Origin of the sequence: Enterococcus sp. AZ020, assembly GCF_050499205.1 — a bacterium.
Classification (GTDB): Bacteria; Bacillota; Bacilli; order Lactobacillales; family Enterococcaceae; genus Enterococcus_L; species Enterococcus_L dunnyi.
This window is the reverse complement of the sequence record NZ_JBIPAT010000001.1, coordinates 467163-482899: the sequence shown is the minus strand read 5'-3', so window position 1 is coordinate 482899 and position 15737 is coordinate 467163. Positions and strand designations below refer to the sequence as shown.

16 protein-coding genes and 2 tRNA genes are annotated in these 15737 nt (G+C 38.7%); 16 read left to right on the top strand and 2 right to left on the bottom strand.

The genetic code is table 11. The annotated features are described in order from the left end of the window. Positions 1-10: 10 nt before the first annotated feature. Positions 11-160: an SPJ_0845 family protein gene (locus tag IGI58_RS02300; protein ID WP_225534301.1), complete on the bottom strand. Its 150-nt coding sequence runs from the start codon at positions 158-160 to the stop codon at positions 11-13. A 200-nt stretch (positions 161-360) separates the two neighbouring features. Between IGI58_RS02300 and yidD the strand changes: the two genes are divergently transcribed. The 15 genes from yidD (at position 361) to IGI58_RS02225 (ending at position 10413) form a co-directional block, all read left to right on the top strand. Continuing rightward, entirely contained in the window at positions 361-648 is a 288-nt protein-coding gene (yidD, locus tag IGI58_RS02295; RefSeq protein ID WP_088269418.1) for a membrane protein insertion efficiency factor YidD, read from the top strand. 19 nt (positions 649-667) lie between these two features. Further along, positions 668-1552 (top strand): ROK family protein, encoded by an 885-nt coding sequence (locus IGI58_RS02290; RefSeq protein WP_429954651.1) that lies wholly within the window; start codon positions 668-670, stop codon positions 1550-1552. 298 nt (positions 1553-1850) lie between these two features. After that, positions 1851-3017: an ABC transporter substrate-binding protein gene (locus tag IGI58_RS02285; protein WP_429954653.1), complete on the top strand. Its 1167-nt coding sequence runs from the start codon at positions 1851-1853 to the stop codon at positions 3015-3017. Positions 3018-3125: 108 nt separating this feature from the next. Beyond that, entirely contained in the window at positions 3126-4004 is an 879-nt protein-coding gene (locus IGI58_RS02280) for a branched-chain amino acid ABC transporter permease (RefSeq protein ID WP_429954655.1), read from the top strand. A gap of 10 nt (positions 4005-4014) precedes the next feature. Next, positions 4015-4983 (top strand): branched-chain amino acid ABC transporter permease, encoded by a 969-nt coding sequence (locus IGI58_RS02275; protein WP_225534305.1) that lies wholly within the window; start codon positions 4015-4017, stop codon positions 4981-4983. Next, positions 4964-5740 (top strand): ABC transporter ATP-binding protein, encoded by a 777-nt coding sequence (locus IGI58_RS02270; protein WP_087641264.1) that lies wholly within the window; start codon positions 4964-4966, stop codon positions 5738-5740. The genes IGI58_RS02275 and IGI58_RS02270 overlap by 20 nt, the downstream gene beginning before the upstream one ends. Next, positions 5740-6441 (top strand): ABC transporter ATP-binding protein, encoded by a 702-nt coding sequence (locus IGI58_RS02265; protein WP_429954658.1) that lies wholly within the window; start codon positions 5740-5742, stop codon positions 6439-6441. The genes IGI58_RS02270 and IGI58_RS02265 overlap by 1 nt, the downstream gene beginning before the upstream one ends. Before the next feature lie 4 nt (positions 6442-6445). Continuing rightward, entirely contained in the window at positions 6446-7099 is a 654-nt protein-coding gene (locus IGI58_RS02260) for a CBS domain-containing protein (protein ID WP_429954660.1), read from the top strand. Between the two features lie 239 nt (positions 7100-7338). Beyond that, positions 7339-7917 (top strand): hypothetical protein, encoded by a 579-nt coding sequence (locus IGI58_RS02255; protein WP_087641267.1) that lies wholly within the window; start codon positions 7339-7341, stop codon positions 7915-7917. A gap of 1 nt (position 7918) precedes the next feature. Continuing rightward, on the top strand, positions 7919-8671 hold the full coding sequence (locus tag IGI58_RS02250) for a class D sortase (protein ID WP_429954662.1): 753 nt from the start codon (positions 7919-7921) through the stop codon (positions 8669-8671). 18 nt (positions 8672-8689) lie between these two features. Further along, positions 8690-9544, top strand: a complete 855-nt coding sequence (locus tag IGI58_RS02245; RefSeq protein WP_429954664.1) for a hypothetical protein — start codon at positions 8690-8692, stop codon at positions 9542-9544. 83 nt (positions 9545-9627) lie between these two features. After that, positions 9628-9861: a DUF2969 domain-containing protein gene (locus IGI58_RS02240; RefSeq protein ID WP_087641270.1), complete on the top strand. Its 234-nt coding sequence runs from the start codon at positions 9628-9630 to the stop codon at positions 9859-9861. A 90-nt stretch (positions 9862-9951) separates the two neighbouring features. After that, positions 9952-10032, top strand: a tRNA-Tyr gene (locus tag IGI58_RS02235). A gap of 9 nt (positions 10033-10041) precedes the next feature. Next, a tRNA-Gln gene (locus IGI58_RS02230) sits at positions 10042-10113 on the top strand. A 114-nt stretch (positions 10114-10227) separates the two neighbouring features. After that, positions 10228-10413, top strand: coding sequence for a hypothetical protein (locus IGI58_RS02225; protein ID WP_087641271.1), 186 nt, complete (start codon positions 10228-10230; stop codon positions 10411-10413). Between the two features lie 181 nt (positions 10414-10594). Here the strand turns inward: IGI58_RS02225 and IGI58_RS02220 are convergent, their stop codons facing one another. Next, a complete protein-coding gene (locus IGI58_RS02220; protein ID WP_087641272.1) occupies positions 10595-11203 on the bottom strand; it encodes a TetR/AcrR family transcriptional regulator in 609 nt (202 codons plus the stop codon). A gap of 193 nt (positions 11204-11396) precedes the next feature. Here IGI58_RS02220 and IGI58_RS02215 point away from each other — a divergent pair, with 193 nt between their 5' ends. Beyond that, positions 11397-15644 carry an acyl-CoA dehydratase activase-related protein gene (locus IGI58_RS02215; protein ID WP_429954667.1) on the top strand — a complete coding sequence of 1416 codons (4248 nt, stop codon included), beginning with the start codon at positions 11397-11399 and terminating at the stop codon, positions 15642-15644. Positions 15645-15737: the final 93 nt, after the last annotated feature.

Genomic DNA, 15737 nt, shown 5'->3' with positions numbered 1-15737 from the left:
AAGCTTTTTTTTATTGCTCTTTTTTCTGTTCTTCTTTTTGCTCAGCTTTAGCTGCTTGCTTTTCTAGTTCTTCTTTAGGCATTTCGACTTTTTTAGGATCTACCGCAAAAGCGTCGAATAATTTATCTAAATCGTCTTTTCGTTCGAATTTTAAACCCATCGTTGCTTCTCTCCGTTTCATTGATTAGTGATATGTAATAAAGTTACTTGTCCCTATTTTAGCACCCTTTTAGAGATTTGAATAGTTTTCTTTTTCAGAACCAAAAAGGAATCTAAAAATGTTTTTATTTTGTTCCAGCAAACTTGCATTCGGCGTTAAAACAGGGTATAGTTTTTGCGGATAGAGAAAAGAGGGACGAAATGGCAAAAAATGTTTTTGTAGGAATGGTGCGTTTTTATCAACGTTTTATTTCACCTGGGCTGCCAGCTAGCTGCCGTTATCATCCAACGTGTTCCCAATATATGATCGATGCGATTCAAACACATGGAACAATCAAGGGTGTGACGATGGGAACAGCCAGATTTTTACGTTGTCATCCGTTGACTAAAGGTGGTATCGACTATGTCCCATTAAAATTTAGCCTAAAAAGAAATCCGGATCAGGAATATCATGGTCCGTATAATTATAGAAGGAATAAGAAAAAATAGATGAGGATGGGTGTTTAGGATGGCAATTTTGACATTTGACTTTGGCGGATCAGCAGTAAAACATGGTGTATGGAATGGCCAGGAGATCACTGATAAAGGAAAGTTTACTACACCGAAAACATGGGAAGAAATGAAAGCGTCTTTATTAACTGTTTTTACAGAGACAAAGACTACGGTTGAAGGCGTTGCGTTGAGTGCACCGGGGGTAGTGGATGTAGAAAAACAGATGATCAACGGAATATCTGCGATACCTTATATTCATGGCTTCAATATTTTTAAAGAATTGGAAGCGCTATTCAAACTACCTGTAGCGATCGAAAATGATGCCAATTGTGCAGGAATGGCGGAAATTTATGAGGGCGCTGCCAAGGGAAAACAGGAAGTCGCTTTTGTTGTGATCGGGACAGGGATCGGCGGTGCGATTTTCCATAAAGGTCAAATCGCCAAAGGAGCGCATCTTTACGGCGGTGAGTTTGGACTGATGTACTTGGATCAGGGGAAAACCTTCAGTCATTTAGGAACAGCAGTTCAAATGGCTTGGCGTTACTGCAAACGAAAAGGTGTAGCGAAAGAAACTTTTTCGGGGGAAGAAGTATTTTCGTTTGCAAAAGCAGGAGATGAGTTGGCGATTGAAGAGGTCAATCACTTTTACGATTATTTAACACAAGGGCTGTTTAGTATTCAATTTTCATTTGATCCGGAGATGATCGTTCTAGGTGGCGGTGTTTCAGCTAAAGAGGGATTGTTGGATGAAATCGACCGTCGAATGAAGAAAAAACTTGCTCAGTTTGGTTTGAATGATTTTGTTCCGCAGATCGTGACTTGTCAATACAATAATGACGCAAACTTGATTGGAGCAGCGGCAAATTTCCAAACGATGCATCAAAAAAATGAAAATCAATAGACGTTGATCACTCAAAAAAGGCAAAGGAGATTTCTCGTTTTGCCTTTTTTTGATGTACGTATTGTCAAATCAGTTAAGACTAAAACAAGAAATTTTTTCCAATAATTTGAATTATAGAAATTTTCTGAAAATTCATTGACATTTCTTTCGTTTTTGATTATATTTGTATACATACTCTTTAATAATTATATATGCACGGAGAATTATTCAGAGGAAATACAGACTCAAGTCGTACGAGTGTTGTTTTTTTCAATGGTAAAAACGCCCGTTCAACTTTTAAACTCAAGGGGGAAACAAGATGAAAAAATTTAGCTTTTTATTTGCCAGTCTATTTTTACTAGCAGCATGTGGACCAGCAGCTGGCGGAGGTGCAAGCGGCGGTGGAAATAAGGTTGAAGGCGATACCATCAAAATCGGGATGAATATGGAGCTGTCTGGCGATGTTTCAGCATACGGGAATGCTGAAAAAGAAGGTATCAAGCTTGCAGTTGAAGAAATCAACGAATCAGGCGGTGTACTTGGTAAAAAATTAGAATTGATCGAAAAGGACAACAAATCTGAAAATGGTGAAGCAACATCAGTTGCAGCCAACCTAACTGCAAAAGATAAAGTAGTAGCTGTTGTGGGACCAGCGACTTCTGGTGCGACAAAAGCAACGATTCCGAATATGACAAAAGCAGCAGTGCCAGTCATTACTCCATCAGGAACAGATGACAGTATCACAGTTGCAAATGACAAGGTGCAGGAGTATATCTTTAGAGCCTGCTTCCAAGATACATTCCAAGGGGTCATCTTAGCAAAATTTGCTCAAGATAATTTGGATGCCAAAAATGTTGTGATCATTGGGGACAATTCAAGTGATTATGCGATTGGATTGACCAAATCCTTCAAAGATACGTACAAAGGAAAAATCGCTAAAGAAGAAACATTCACTGCAGGTGACAAAGACTTCCAAGCAATCTTGACGAAGATCAAAGATCTTGATTACGATGCGATTTATATCCCAGGTTACTATGCAGAAGCGGGCTTGATCATCAAGCAAGCGCGTGAAATGGGCATCGATAAACCGATCCTAGGTGCAGATGGTTTTGGTGATGAAAAATTAGTTGAGATCGCCGGAGCTAAAAATGTTTCTGATGTGTATTACACAGGACACTTCTCAGAGAAAGCACCTGCAACGGATAAAGTAGAACCATTCGTAAAAGCGTTCAAAGAAAAATACAGCAAACAGCCATCTGCGTTCAATGCATTAGGCTATGATTCAGTTTACATGTTGAAACAAGCAATGGAAGACAAAGATTCTGCTGATTCAAAAGATATTACAGAAGGCTTGGCTTCATTGAAAGATTTCGTTGGGGTAACTGGTAAAATGTCGATGGATAAAGACCACAATCCAGAAAAATCAGTTGTTGTATTAGGATTGACAGAAGGAAAAGAAACGTCTGCTGAAGCAGTAAATCCTTAGTAAAATATCAATAGCAAATTTAAAGAGGGTGAGACAAGTTTTTACGTTTTGTCCATCCTCTTTTTTCTTTAAACAAACAATTATTCTAAAATATTGGAAGTGAAAACTATGGAAGTCGTGATCCAGCAATTAGTAAATGGGCTTTTTCTAGGCAGTATCTATGCTCTATTAGCGTTAGGGTACACAATGGTTTACGGTATTATAAAATTGATCAACTTTGCCCATGGAGAAATCTATATGTTGGGCGGTTTTATGGGGTATTTCTTTATCAACAAATTAAACTTAGGCTTTTTCCCAGCATTGATCTTATCAATGGCTGGTGCTGCTGTGATCGGTGTCGTGATTGAATTTTTAGCCTACCGTCCTTTGAGAAAATCAACAAGGATCGCAGCCTTGATCACAGCGATCGGTGTTTCCTTTTTACTGCAAAACGGGATGATTTATTGGTTAGGCCCAGAAAAAAAATCATTTCCTCAAGCGATCGAATTTAAAAACTATCAACTAGGCTTTATTCAGATTTCAAACATTCAAGTACTTATTTTAGTGATTGCTTTAGCCTTGATGATTGCCTTGCAGTTGATCGTCAAAAAGACAAAAATGGGGAAAGCGATGCGGGCAGTTTCTGTTGATGCAGATGCCGCACAATTAATGGGAATCAATGTCAATCGTACGATTTCATTCACATTTGCTTTAGGCTCAGCGCTAGCAGCTGCAGCTGGTATGCTGATCGGTTTATATTATAATTCGATCGATCCGATGATGGGAGTCGTACCAGGACTTAAATCATTTGTTGCAGCTGTTTTAGGTGGTATTGGTATTATCCCAGGAGCGGCTTTAGGCGGATTCGTGATAGGTCTACTAGAAACGATTACCATTGCACTTGGTTTTTCTGATTACAAAGATGCAGTTGTGTATGCATTATTGATTATTATTTTACTGATTCGTCCTGCTGGTATTTTAGGCAAGAACATCAAAGAGAAAGTGTAGGTGAGCGTGCATGAAAAAGAACTTAAAATATAATCTTATCTGGCTTTTAATTGCCGCTGGTGCGTATGCTTTTATTTATGTGCTGTACATCACGGGTGTGATTACACCGTTTACGGAGTATACTTTAATTACGATTGGGATCAATATTATGTTGGCGTTAGGTTTGAACTTGATCATCGGTTTTTCTGGACAGTTTTCCTTAGGTCATGCGGGGTTCATGGCGATCGGTGCGTATAGTGCTGCGATCATGACAGTGAAATATCCGACGATGGGTGGTTTTTTCAGCGGTATTTTAGTAGGGATCGTGCTTTCCGGGATCGTTGCTTTACTTGTTGGGATTCCTACATTGAGATTAAAAGGAGACTACTTAGCGATCGCAACACTGGGGATTTCTGAGATCATCCGAATCATTATTATCAACATGAAAGAGTTGACGAATGGTCCAGCGGGGATCTTTGGGATCCCTCCAATGGTCAGCTGGCCGATGGTGTTTGGCTTTGTTGTGGTTGTGACATTAGTTGTTGTCAACTTCATCCACAGTGGTCCAGGACGTGCGACAATGGCGATCAGAGAAGATGAGATCGCTGCTGAATCCATGGGGGTCAATACGACAAAATATAAAGTAGCAGCTTTCATTATTGGTGCTATTACAGCAAGCGTTGCGGGTGCTATTTATTCAAGCTATGTTCAAACGATTGCGCCAAAAGATTTCGGTTTTATGAAATCGATCGATATTTTGATCATTGTTGTATTCGGTGGCATCGGTAGTGTGACGGGTACTTTTATTTCAGCGATCGTTTTAGGGATCTTGAATATGTTCTTACAAGATGCCGGTGCACTAAGAATGATCATTTACGCATTAGCTTTGATTATCATCATGATTTTTAAACCAGGCGGACTCTTAGGAACGTGGGAATTCTCTGTTAAAAAATTATTCAAACAAAAGGAGGAGAAATCACATGCCTCTACTGAACGTTAGTAATTTAACGAAAAATTTTGGCGGTCTTGCAGCAGTATCAAATGTAAATTTGACCTTAGAAAGTAACGAATTAATTGGTCTGATTGGGCCAAATGGCGCAGGTAAAACAACGTTGTTTAATCTTTTGACAGGTGTTTATGAACCTAGTGAAGGAACGGTCACTCTTGATGTACTTGGAAAAGAACATCGATTGAATGGGATGAAACCATATAAAATCGCTGATATGGGATTGAGTAGAACGTTTCAAAATATTCGTCTTTTCAAAGATTTAACAGTAATGGATAATGTGCTGATCGCAATGAATAGTAAAAATAAAGAAGGGATTCTATCCAGTATTTTACGTTTACCGACTTTCTATAAAAAAGAAGAAGCGATGGCGGATAAAGTACACGAGCTGCTGGCTATTTTCGGTTTGGAAGACAAAGTCGATACATTGGCAAAAAATTTGCCTTATGGCGAACAGCGACGCTTAGAAATCGTTCGTGCATTGGCTACGCAGCCAAAGGTATTGTTTTTGGATGAACCGGCTGCAGGAATGAATCCGCAAGAAACTGCTGACCTAACTGAACTGATCAGGAAAATCCAAAAAGAATTTCAGATCACGATCGTCCTGATCGAGCATGATATGAGCTTGGTCATGGAAGTTTGTCAAAGAATCTATGTGCTGGAGTATGGAAGAATCATTGCTGAAGGGGATCCAGAAGCAATCAAAAATGATCCTCGAGTGATCGAAGCTTATCTTGGAGGTGAACTATAATGTTAACTGTTGAAAATCTATCCGTGCATTATGGTGTGATCCAAGCGGTACGTGATGTGAATTTTAAAGTAGAAGAAGGGGAAATCGTTTCGTTGATCGGAGCGAACGGCGCAGGGAAGACCACGATTTTAAGAACTATTTCAGGCTTGAATCGTCCATCAAGCGGAACGATCACATTTGTTGGGCAAGAAATCCAAAAAGTAGTTCCTCAAAAAATCGTCGCATCTGGCCTTTGTCAAGTGCCGGAAGGTCGGCATGTCTTCTCAGGACTAACTGTTCAGGAAAATTTGGAAATGGGTGCTTTTCTTAGAAAAGATAAGCAATTGAAAGAAGATTATGAGATGATTTTTGAAAAGTTTCCTATTTTGAAAGAACGTAAAAATCAAGATGCCTCTACCTTATCGGGTGGGGAACAGCAAATGCTGGCGATGGGCAGAGCATTGATGTCTAAGCCAAAATTATTATTATTAGATGAACCTTCCATGGGACTGGCACCCATTTTTATTCAGGAGATATTCAATATTATTCAGGAAATCAATAAACAAGGAACGACCGTTCTGCTGATCGAACAAAATGCAAAAATGGCGCTGTCAATTGCTGATAGAGGCTATGTATTGGAAACGGGAGAAGTAGTGTTGAGTGGACCAGGTAAAGAGCTATTAGAAAGTGAAGAAGTCAAAAAAGCATATTTGGGAGGGTAAAAACATGAGCGTTAGTGATTTTATGACCAAAACATTAATTGTAGCACAGCCGGAAATGAAGATTTTTGATGCGGTCGATCTAATGAAAAAAAACAATATCCATCGTTTACCAGTTGTTGAAAAAGAACGGATCGTGGGGCTGATCACAGAAGGAACTATTCAATCTGCGATGCCGTCTAAAGCAACGAGTTTAAGTGTTTACGAAGTAAACTATTTGCTGAACAAAACAACAGTTGCTGATGTGATGGTAAAGGAAGTTCAGACGATCAAACCAGAAGCTTCTTTGGAAGATGGTATCTATCAAATGCGTCAAAACAATATTGGTGTTTTACCGGTAGTTGATGCAAATGAACAGCTAGTTGGAATCATTACAAATAATGATATCTTTGACGCTTTCTTAAAAATCACTGGCTACAATGATGGCGGGACAAGAATTCAGCTTCGAATCCCTGAAGATCATAAAGGGATCTTAGCAGATATCACTAAATTATTGGCGGAAAATGATTTTAGTATATTAACAGTTGTGGTCAACCGAAAAGAATTAGAAACGATCATTGAGCTCCAGATAGAAAGCCGTGAAACAACCAAAATTGAAAAAATCCTAAAGACCGCTGGCTATGACGTTTTTGAAGCAGTTTTAGTATCAAAAAAGACATAAAAAGTAGTAAAGTCAAGTGGTGGTAACGTTTTTTTCTAAGAAAACCGTTTGACTATTGCAAATGCATATGATAATTTTAATAGTGAAGACTTTTGTATTTTGAAAAAATAGTGTATTTAGTTGCACTATTTCAAATACATATGATCTTCTATGACCTTAAAAATAAGGTGTTGTTGAAGGTATAATTGTTGCAGTTTTACTGCAACTGATTATAAATATATAAGATGGGAGGAAAGAAAATGAAAAAAGTTATCGGATTTGTCGTTGCTTTAGTGATCGTATTGGGGTTTGCAACTCCTGCGTTGGCGGATGGTGCAATTTCAGCAGTTGAACAACCAATACTTAATGAATTGAATGCTGGCGCTACAATCGGCGGTAAGAAATTTGCTTTTGGTGCAGCTGAGATCAATGCAGCAGAAAACCACTTGAAACGTGTTGATTTGACACAAGCTCAAGCAGATGAAGCAATCAAAAACATTCAAGCTGCGCGTGCGCTAGTCGAAGGTGTTTCTGTAGATGCTTCTGGTGCAAATACACTTGGAGATGCGCTTAGATTATTACCAGCAAACGTGATTTCTCAGTTGCAGAGCTATGTTGTTGCGGCTGGAAATGCAGTAGGTGTGAAAATCACTTTTGGTGCTGGCGGAAGCTATTCAGCAGTGACTATCACTGACACTAAAGGAGCACCTGTATATAGCACTGGAACACCAGTAAAAAATACAGGCTCAAATTACGTACTTAGCGGTATTACTTTTGGTTCACTAATCGTTGCTGCAGCAGGTGCAGTATTTGTGAGCAGAAAGAATAAACTAGCTTAATATGAAAAAATTAAAAAGAGTAGGGGCATTTATTTATGTGCCTCTTCTCTTTATGTTTTTTGGCTATTTAACCATATATATTATTGGTGCACCTGTCATTAATTTTGCTTCTTCTGCTGTCGAATTGATTTCGTTGAATGATGCCCCTTCTTTTGAACAAAAAGGAAACAACCTGTTTGCCGAAAGAAGTCAAGAAAAAAAACAAGCATCAAACAACCAGTCGACAGATTCTGCACAGACCGAAACAGGACAAGCAGCTGACCGAACAGGAACGACTCAAGCCTCTGGAACAGAAGCTTTAGCATCCACGACCATCGTCTATCCGACAGGCGGAGATCAGTTTGGAGAAGTTGTTATTGATAAAGTTGGGATTAATGAACCACTATATTATGGAGATAGTGAAGAAATTTTGCGTTTAGGCGCAGGTCAATATATTGGCAGTATGATTCCAGGAGATTTAGGAACAACATTGATCGGCGGGCATAATATGCCTTCTTTCGGGAAAATCTATTATTTAGAGCCAGGAGATGAAGTCAAGGTTCATACTCATTATGGGGATTATACATATCAAGTAACGGAAGTCAAAATTGCGAATTATAAAGATCCATCAATCAATACGAAGCTAGGTGACCGTACGAAACGTTCACTGATTTTATACACCTGCTATCCATTGGATGCGATTGGCTTAACACCAGAACGTGTATTTGTTTCTGCAGATTATGTGTCTGGACCGATTATTGATGAAAAATCATAAAAAAGGAGAAACAGTGAAATGAGAAATCGGGGTCATCTGTTGAAGGTGCTTTCGCGCTTTTTTATTGCGTTTTTGTCATCTGTTTTCTTATTTGCTTTTTTGATTTTACTTGCATTGAGATTGACTCTTTTTAGTGAAAACTATATTACAAAACAGGCCTCTCATGCGGATTATTATACCAAACTAGCAGGGGAGATCAATCGACAGATTGAAAATAGTGCATTAGGAAGCAACATCCCAGAAGGTGTGCTGAATCAAACCGTCAGTAAATCATTTGTTCAAAAAGATGTGGATGCATATTTCAAGGCAATGTATCACACAGGAAGCAAGTATTCCATTTCTAATGAAAAGCAAATTCAGGCTTCTGTTTCTGAGGCAATTACAGCGTACATGAAAGAGAAGAATATAGAGATAACGCCAGAATCAGAAAAAGCGGTCAATGACTTAGGAGATAATGCTGTTACGATATACAAAGGCTATATCGAATTGCCCTTTTTAGTTTCTTATGGACGAAAAGTGATGAATTATAAATCAAAAATAGTCATTTTTATGGTCATCTGTGGCGTTCTATGGGGACTGCTGAGTCTTTCTCTTTATTCATCACTGCGAGGCTATTTTCATCGCTTATTGAGATATTGGTCGTATATCACCATCGGCAGCGGATTGATGATGGTTGTTGTGCCTGCTGCTATTTTGATACAAGGATTTCTGAAAAAATTAGGGATCCAATCAAAAGCGATGTATGATTTTATACAAACCTATTTATCAAGCTTTTTATGGCTGTTTATCATTATTGGGATTGTGTCGATCGTAGCGGGTATTGTCTTTGCACTACTGAGTGAAATCAAACGAAAACAGTTATTTAGTACCTAAATGTAAAATATCTGGCATCTACTTTAAATGGTAGGTGCTTTTTTTTGTATAACGTGATAACATAGAGGCTTGGAGGGATGAGAATGTCTAAAAAGAATAAAGATATTGAAGTACGAATAGAAGAGAGTCAAAAAAAGATCAATGGTGAACAGTTGACTATCAATACTTTAATGATCGGCAAAAAAGAAATTGGTCAAGTTGTTACACAAGCTGAAAAAAAATTCGCAGTATTGATCGACGGACGAAATGAAGCGACAGTCAAAACGCTGGATGAAGCGATCGAATACGTGATTCGTCAATGGAATTTGAACGACTAAAATAAATAACAACTTTTTTTCGAAAAGTGCTTGCAATTTACTCAGAAATTTTGTATTATAACTAAGTCAGGTTTTTTACTAAAACCTTTTGGAGGAATAGCGAAGTGGCTAAACGCGACGGACTGTAAATCCGTTCCTTAGGGTTCAGTGGTTCGAATCCACTTTCCTCCATTTTATTTTTGGGGTATCGCCAAGCGGTAAGGCAACAGACTTTGACTCTGTCATGCGTTGGTTCGAATCCAGCTACCCCAGTCTTGGCAAAACAACTCATTGGAGTTGTTTTTTTATTTACGAAGGACAGAGGCTTTTGTTCTCTTTTTCAAAAATATATGATAAAGTGAAAGAAACATATGAGGAGTGAGATCAATGAACATCAAAGAGAAAATAACTGAAACAGCTGAAAGATTATATGATTTAGCAAACGAAGGAAAATACGATGTAAAGGTAAATCTTTTTTCAAAAAAGAAAAATGGAGAGAAAGCTTCTGGCGTGAAAGTCATCTCTTCCAGAGATACAGCACATACTAAAAAATGGCGTGCTAAAAACCGCTAGAAACACGAGATGAGATAAAGGTTGCTTAGATTCGATCGATTATAGTAACGAACGAGCAACATGCTTTTGTATCGCTCGTTCGCTGTGAAATGGCCGAGTAACCTGATTTTTGGTCATATTTATTAAAAGTTAGTGTCTGAAACAAAACTTTTTTAGTTTTGCTTCAGACACTTTTTTTGTGCTATTTATCGATCTCGATCCCTAGAACGGTCAGGTGTCCGTTTCCAACCAATTTAATAACAAGTCTGGCCAAATGATTTGGCGACATGTCTGTGTTACTTGTAATCCACCAATGGAGCGTTCCTGTAAAAATCGATGTCATGTATTCAATAATGAAATCGATTGGAACTTCGATCTCGTTTTCGGTGATTTTTAGCTTGGAGAAAATATCTGCATATTTATCATAAATGATCTCTGCTAATTTCTTTCGCAGCAATTCATTAGAACTACCATCCATGATCGTTAAAAAAAAGTTTTTATTTTTTTGGATATTGATATAAATATGTGTGAGAAGAAATTCAATTTGTTTGACTTTGATTCGATTTTTTACAATGATTTGTTCCGTATCGATGACAGAAGTAAAAGCATTGACGGCAAAATCAAAAATTTGTTCATAAAGATCCTGTTTATCTTTAAAATGAGCATAAAAAGTCGCGCGATTGATCATCGCTTCATCTGCAATGTCTTGGATCGTGATACAATCATATCCTTTTTCCTCAACTAAATGAAAGAAAGCTTCGATGATCATTTTGTGTGTTCGCTTTACCCGCAGGTCTGTTTTCTTCGACATATAAAAATTCCTTTCAAAATAATCAACAGATTTGATAAGTTTGTTGCTTATCTCACAAATTTGGGTGTTTTGCTTGTTGCAAATAAATTAGAATCTTTCTAAAATATACATAAGTATTATATCAGACACCTTGTAGGATAATCAACAAAGTGTTGGGAAATAAAAAGGTATGGACAATAAGGAGATAAAACAAATGACAATAAGAGCAGGAATAGATGTCGGTTCGACAACTGTGAAATTGGTAATTATCGATGAAGAAAATCATACCAAATTCGCAAAATATGAACGACATTACTCAGATGTGAAAGCAGCCACAGAAAAAGTTTTGATAGAAGCAATGAATGTTCTTGGTGAAAAAACACCTCTTACGATGACCATTACGGGTTCCGGAGGAATGGGGCTCGCAGATGTCCTAAACATTTCTTTTGTTCAGGAAGTGATCGCCTGTACAAGAACAGTAGAAGAAATTATTCCCGAAACCGATGTTGCGATCGAACTAGGCGGAGAAGATGCAAAGATCACCTTTTTCGATGGTGCGTTAGAGCAACGGATGAATGGCAGCTGTGCTGGTGGGACGGGGGCTTTTATCGATCAAATGGCCGTCTTATTAAAAACAGATGCAAACGGGGTCAATGAACTGGCGAAAAACTATGAAACGATTTACCCGATCGCTTCAAGATGCGGAGTATTTGCTAAAACTGATGTTCAACCCTTGATCAATGAAGGCGCAGCAAAAGAAGATATTGCTGCGAGTATTTTTCAAGCAGTTGTCAATCAAACGATTGCAGGGTTAGCTGCAGGAAGAAAAATCAAAGGAAAGATCGCCTTTTTAGGTGGACCGCTTTTCTTTATGTCAGAGCTTAGAAAACGATTTATTGAAACGTTGGATGTTCAGCCGGAAGATGTCATCTTCCCGGAAAACCCTCAGTTATTTGTTGCGATGGGAGCAGCTATTTATTCTGAAGGTGCGAATTCGACTACCTTAGAAGAGCTGATCCAGCGCTTGACTCAGGGAGATCAGGAACAATTGAAGCCAACCGATACCTTGGAACCGTTATTCCAAAATGAAGAGGAGTTAAAGGTTTTTAGAGCCCGCCACGATCAGGCTAAAGCACAAGAAAAGCCTTTATCTGAACATCAAGGTGTCGCATTTTTAGGGATCGATGCAGGGTCTACAACCACGAAAGTCACGTTGATCGATGAAGATGGTAATTTATTGTTCTCATTCTATGGAAATAACCAAGGACAGCCTTTAGAAACAACGATGGAGGTTTTGAAAGACTTGTATCAGCAAATGCCAAAGGATGTCTTTATCGGTAAGGCAGCAGTGACAGGTTATGGCGAGCATTTGATCAAAAATGCTTTGAAGGTCGATATCGGTGAAGTAGAAACGATGGCGCATTATAAAGCGGCGGATCATTTTCAACCGGGTGTAGATTTTATTTTAGACATTGGCGGTCAGGATATGAAAGCAATGACGATCAAAGATGGCGTTTTATCCTCGATTCAACTGAATGAAGCTTGTTCATCGGGGTGTGGTTCATTTATCGAAACGTTTGCTAAATCGTTGAATTATGATGTGAAAGATTTTGCCATTGAAGCGTTGAGTTCAAAAGCACCGGTGGATTTGGGTTCACGTTGTACCGTATTCATGAATTCTAAAGTAAAACAAGTTCAAAAAGAAGGAGCTTCCGTTGGAGATATTTCAGCAGGGCTATCCTATTCAGTTATAAAAAATGCGATCTACAAAGTAATCAAAGTCCGTCGACCAGAGGAACTAGGAAAGAAAATCGTTTGTCAGGGTGGTACTTTTTATAATGAAGCTGTTTTACGGGCATTTGAAATGATCAGTGAGCGTGAAGTGGTCCGTCCGTCTATTGCTGGCTTGATGGGCGCTTATGGTGCTGCATTGATCGCTTTGGAAAACTATGAATTAGGGCAAGAGACAACGACTCTTACTTTAGAAGAATTGGACACATTTACTGCAGAGAAAGAATTTACTCACTGTGGTCTTTGTGAGAACAACTGCATGATGACTGTAACTATTTTTTCAGACGGTCGTCAGTTTGTAACGGGAAATCGTTGTGAAAGAGGCGCCAGGATCAAAGTCAAAAGAGAAGACCGGAAAGTCAATATGATCGACTACAAATACCGTAAGCTCTTTAAATACCGTCCATTAAAAGAAAAGGATGCGAAATATGGCCGGATCGGGATTCCTCGTGTATTGAATATGTATGAAAATTATCCGCTATGGCATACGTTCTTTACTGATTTGGGCTTTAGGGTAGAATTATCCCCTCGTTCAAATAAAGAGCTATATGAACAAGGGATGGAAACCATTCCTAGTGATACGGCTTGTTACCCAGCTAAAATTACTCATGGGCATATTCAAGCATTGATCGATGCAGAGATCCCGATGATTTTTTATCCGGGTGTTGTGTTTGAACGTCAAGAATCGGCAGAAGCGGACAATCATTTCAACTGTCCGATCGTTCAAAGCTATCCAGACGTGATTCGAAACAATGTTGATGATATTAGAGATGGCAAGGTCGACTACCGTAATCCATATATCAATTTGGCTGATGAAGCGTCTGTTGCTAAAGTGCTGAGTGATACTTTTGCCGATCTAGGGATTTCGTTGGATCAGGTGACTGATGCTTTACGTCATGGTTATGAAGAGTTGGATGCATTTAAAGAAGCGATTCGCAATAAAGGGGAAGAAACCCTTGTGATGCTGAACCAAAAAGGTGAAAAAGGAATCGTTCTATCTGGTAGACCTTATCATTTAGACCCGGAAATCAATCATGGGATCGCAGATGTGATCACACAAGAAGGATTTCATGTACTGACGGAAGATAGCATTTCTCATTTAGGTGACGTAGGCAATTTACGTGTCGTCAATCAGTGGGTCTATCATTCTCGTCTATATGCTGCTGCTCGTGTCGTTTCTAAGTCTAAAAATCTAGAACTTGTTCAGTTGAATTCATTTGGCTGCGGGCTGGATGCAGTGACAACGGATCAAGTAGAAGAAATCATGGAACAATATGGCAAAATCTATACAGTATTGAAAATCGATGAAGGATCTAATCTGGGCGCAATTCGAATTCGTTTACGTTCACTCAAAGCTGCAGTTGGTGAAAGAGAAAAAATGAATTTTGAGCCAAAATTGCAGCATGAAGAACCGGAAAAAATCGTATTTACAAAAGAAATGAAACGAACGCATACATTACTTTTACCAATGTTAAGTCCAATCCACCAATCAGGACTAGTTGATGAAGCGCTAAAAGCATCAGGGTATAATGTGGTTTGTTTGCCCGCTGATGACCGTGAAGCAGTCAACGTTGGATTGAAATATGTAAACAATGACGCTTGTTATCCTGCGATCATTTCAATTGGGCAGCTTGTTGAAGCACTTGAGAGCGGTGAATATGATTTAGATCATGTGAGTGTGATGATGACACAAACCGGTGGAGGATGCCGAGCAACGAATTATATCCCACTGCTTAGAAAAGCATTGAATGATGCTGGATTCCCGCAAGTACCTGTTGTTTCTGTTTCAATGGGCAATAAAGGGGTAGAATCGACCCCAGGCTTCAAATTTACTTTACCTATGTTGAAGCGTCTGGCAGTCGCTTTCTTATATGGTGATTTATTTGAACGAGTTGTTTATCGGACCCGCCCTTACGAGACTGAAACAGGCATGATCGATGCACTTCATGAAAAATGGTTGAAGCAAGTAGAAAAAAATGTTCGCAATGGTTCTTTAACTTTATTTAACCGTAATATGAAAAAAATCATCAAAGAATTTGATGAAATTCCGCTGCTGGATATTCAAAAGCCAAAAGTAGGTGTAGTAGGGGAAATCCTAGTCAAATATTCTCCAACGGCAAATAATGATATCGTCCGTTTGTTGGAAGCAGAAGGTGCTGAAGCAGTTGTTCCGGATATCGTTGGTTTCATGAACTATTCTTTATACAACCAAATTTTTAAATACGAAAATCTTGGGATGTCGAAGCAAAGCAAAAATTTAGCAAAATTTGCGATTCGAATGATTGAATATGTTGAAAAACCGATGGACAAAGCATTGAGAAATTCGAAGCGTTTTGATGGAATCAGCTCTATTCATGAGCTGGCTGAAGATGCTGGGAAAATTTTATCGATTGGAAACCATACAGGAGAAGGCTGGTTCTTGACTGGGGAAATGATCGAGCTTTTGAAATCAGATGTAAACAATATAGTCTGTATGCAGCCATTTGGTTGTCTGCCGAATCATGTGGTAGGTAAAGGGGTTACGAAAGAATTAAGACGGCAGTATCCTAAAGCGAATATTGCACCGATCGATTATGATCCAGGAGTATCTTTAGTCAATCAATTAAATCGAATTCGTTTAATGATGGCTACTGCACACAAAATGATGGATGAAGAAAAAATCCATTCCTAGCAAAAAGATAGTAAAGAGAGCGGAGCAAAACTAAAGTCAGTTTTGTTTTGCTCTCTTTAATTCTTAATATAAGGTAGCTGTAAGTTAGGTTCC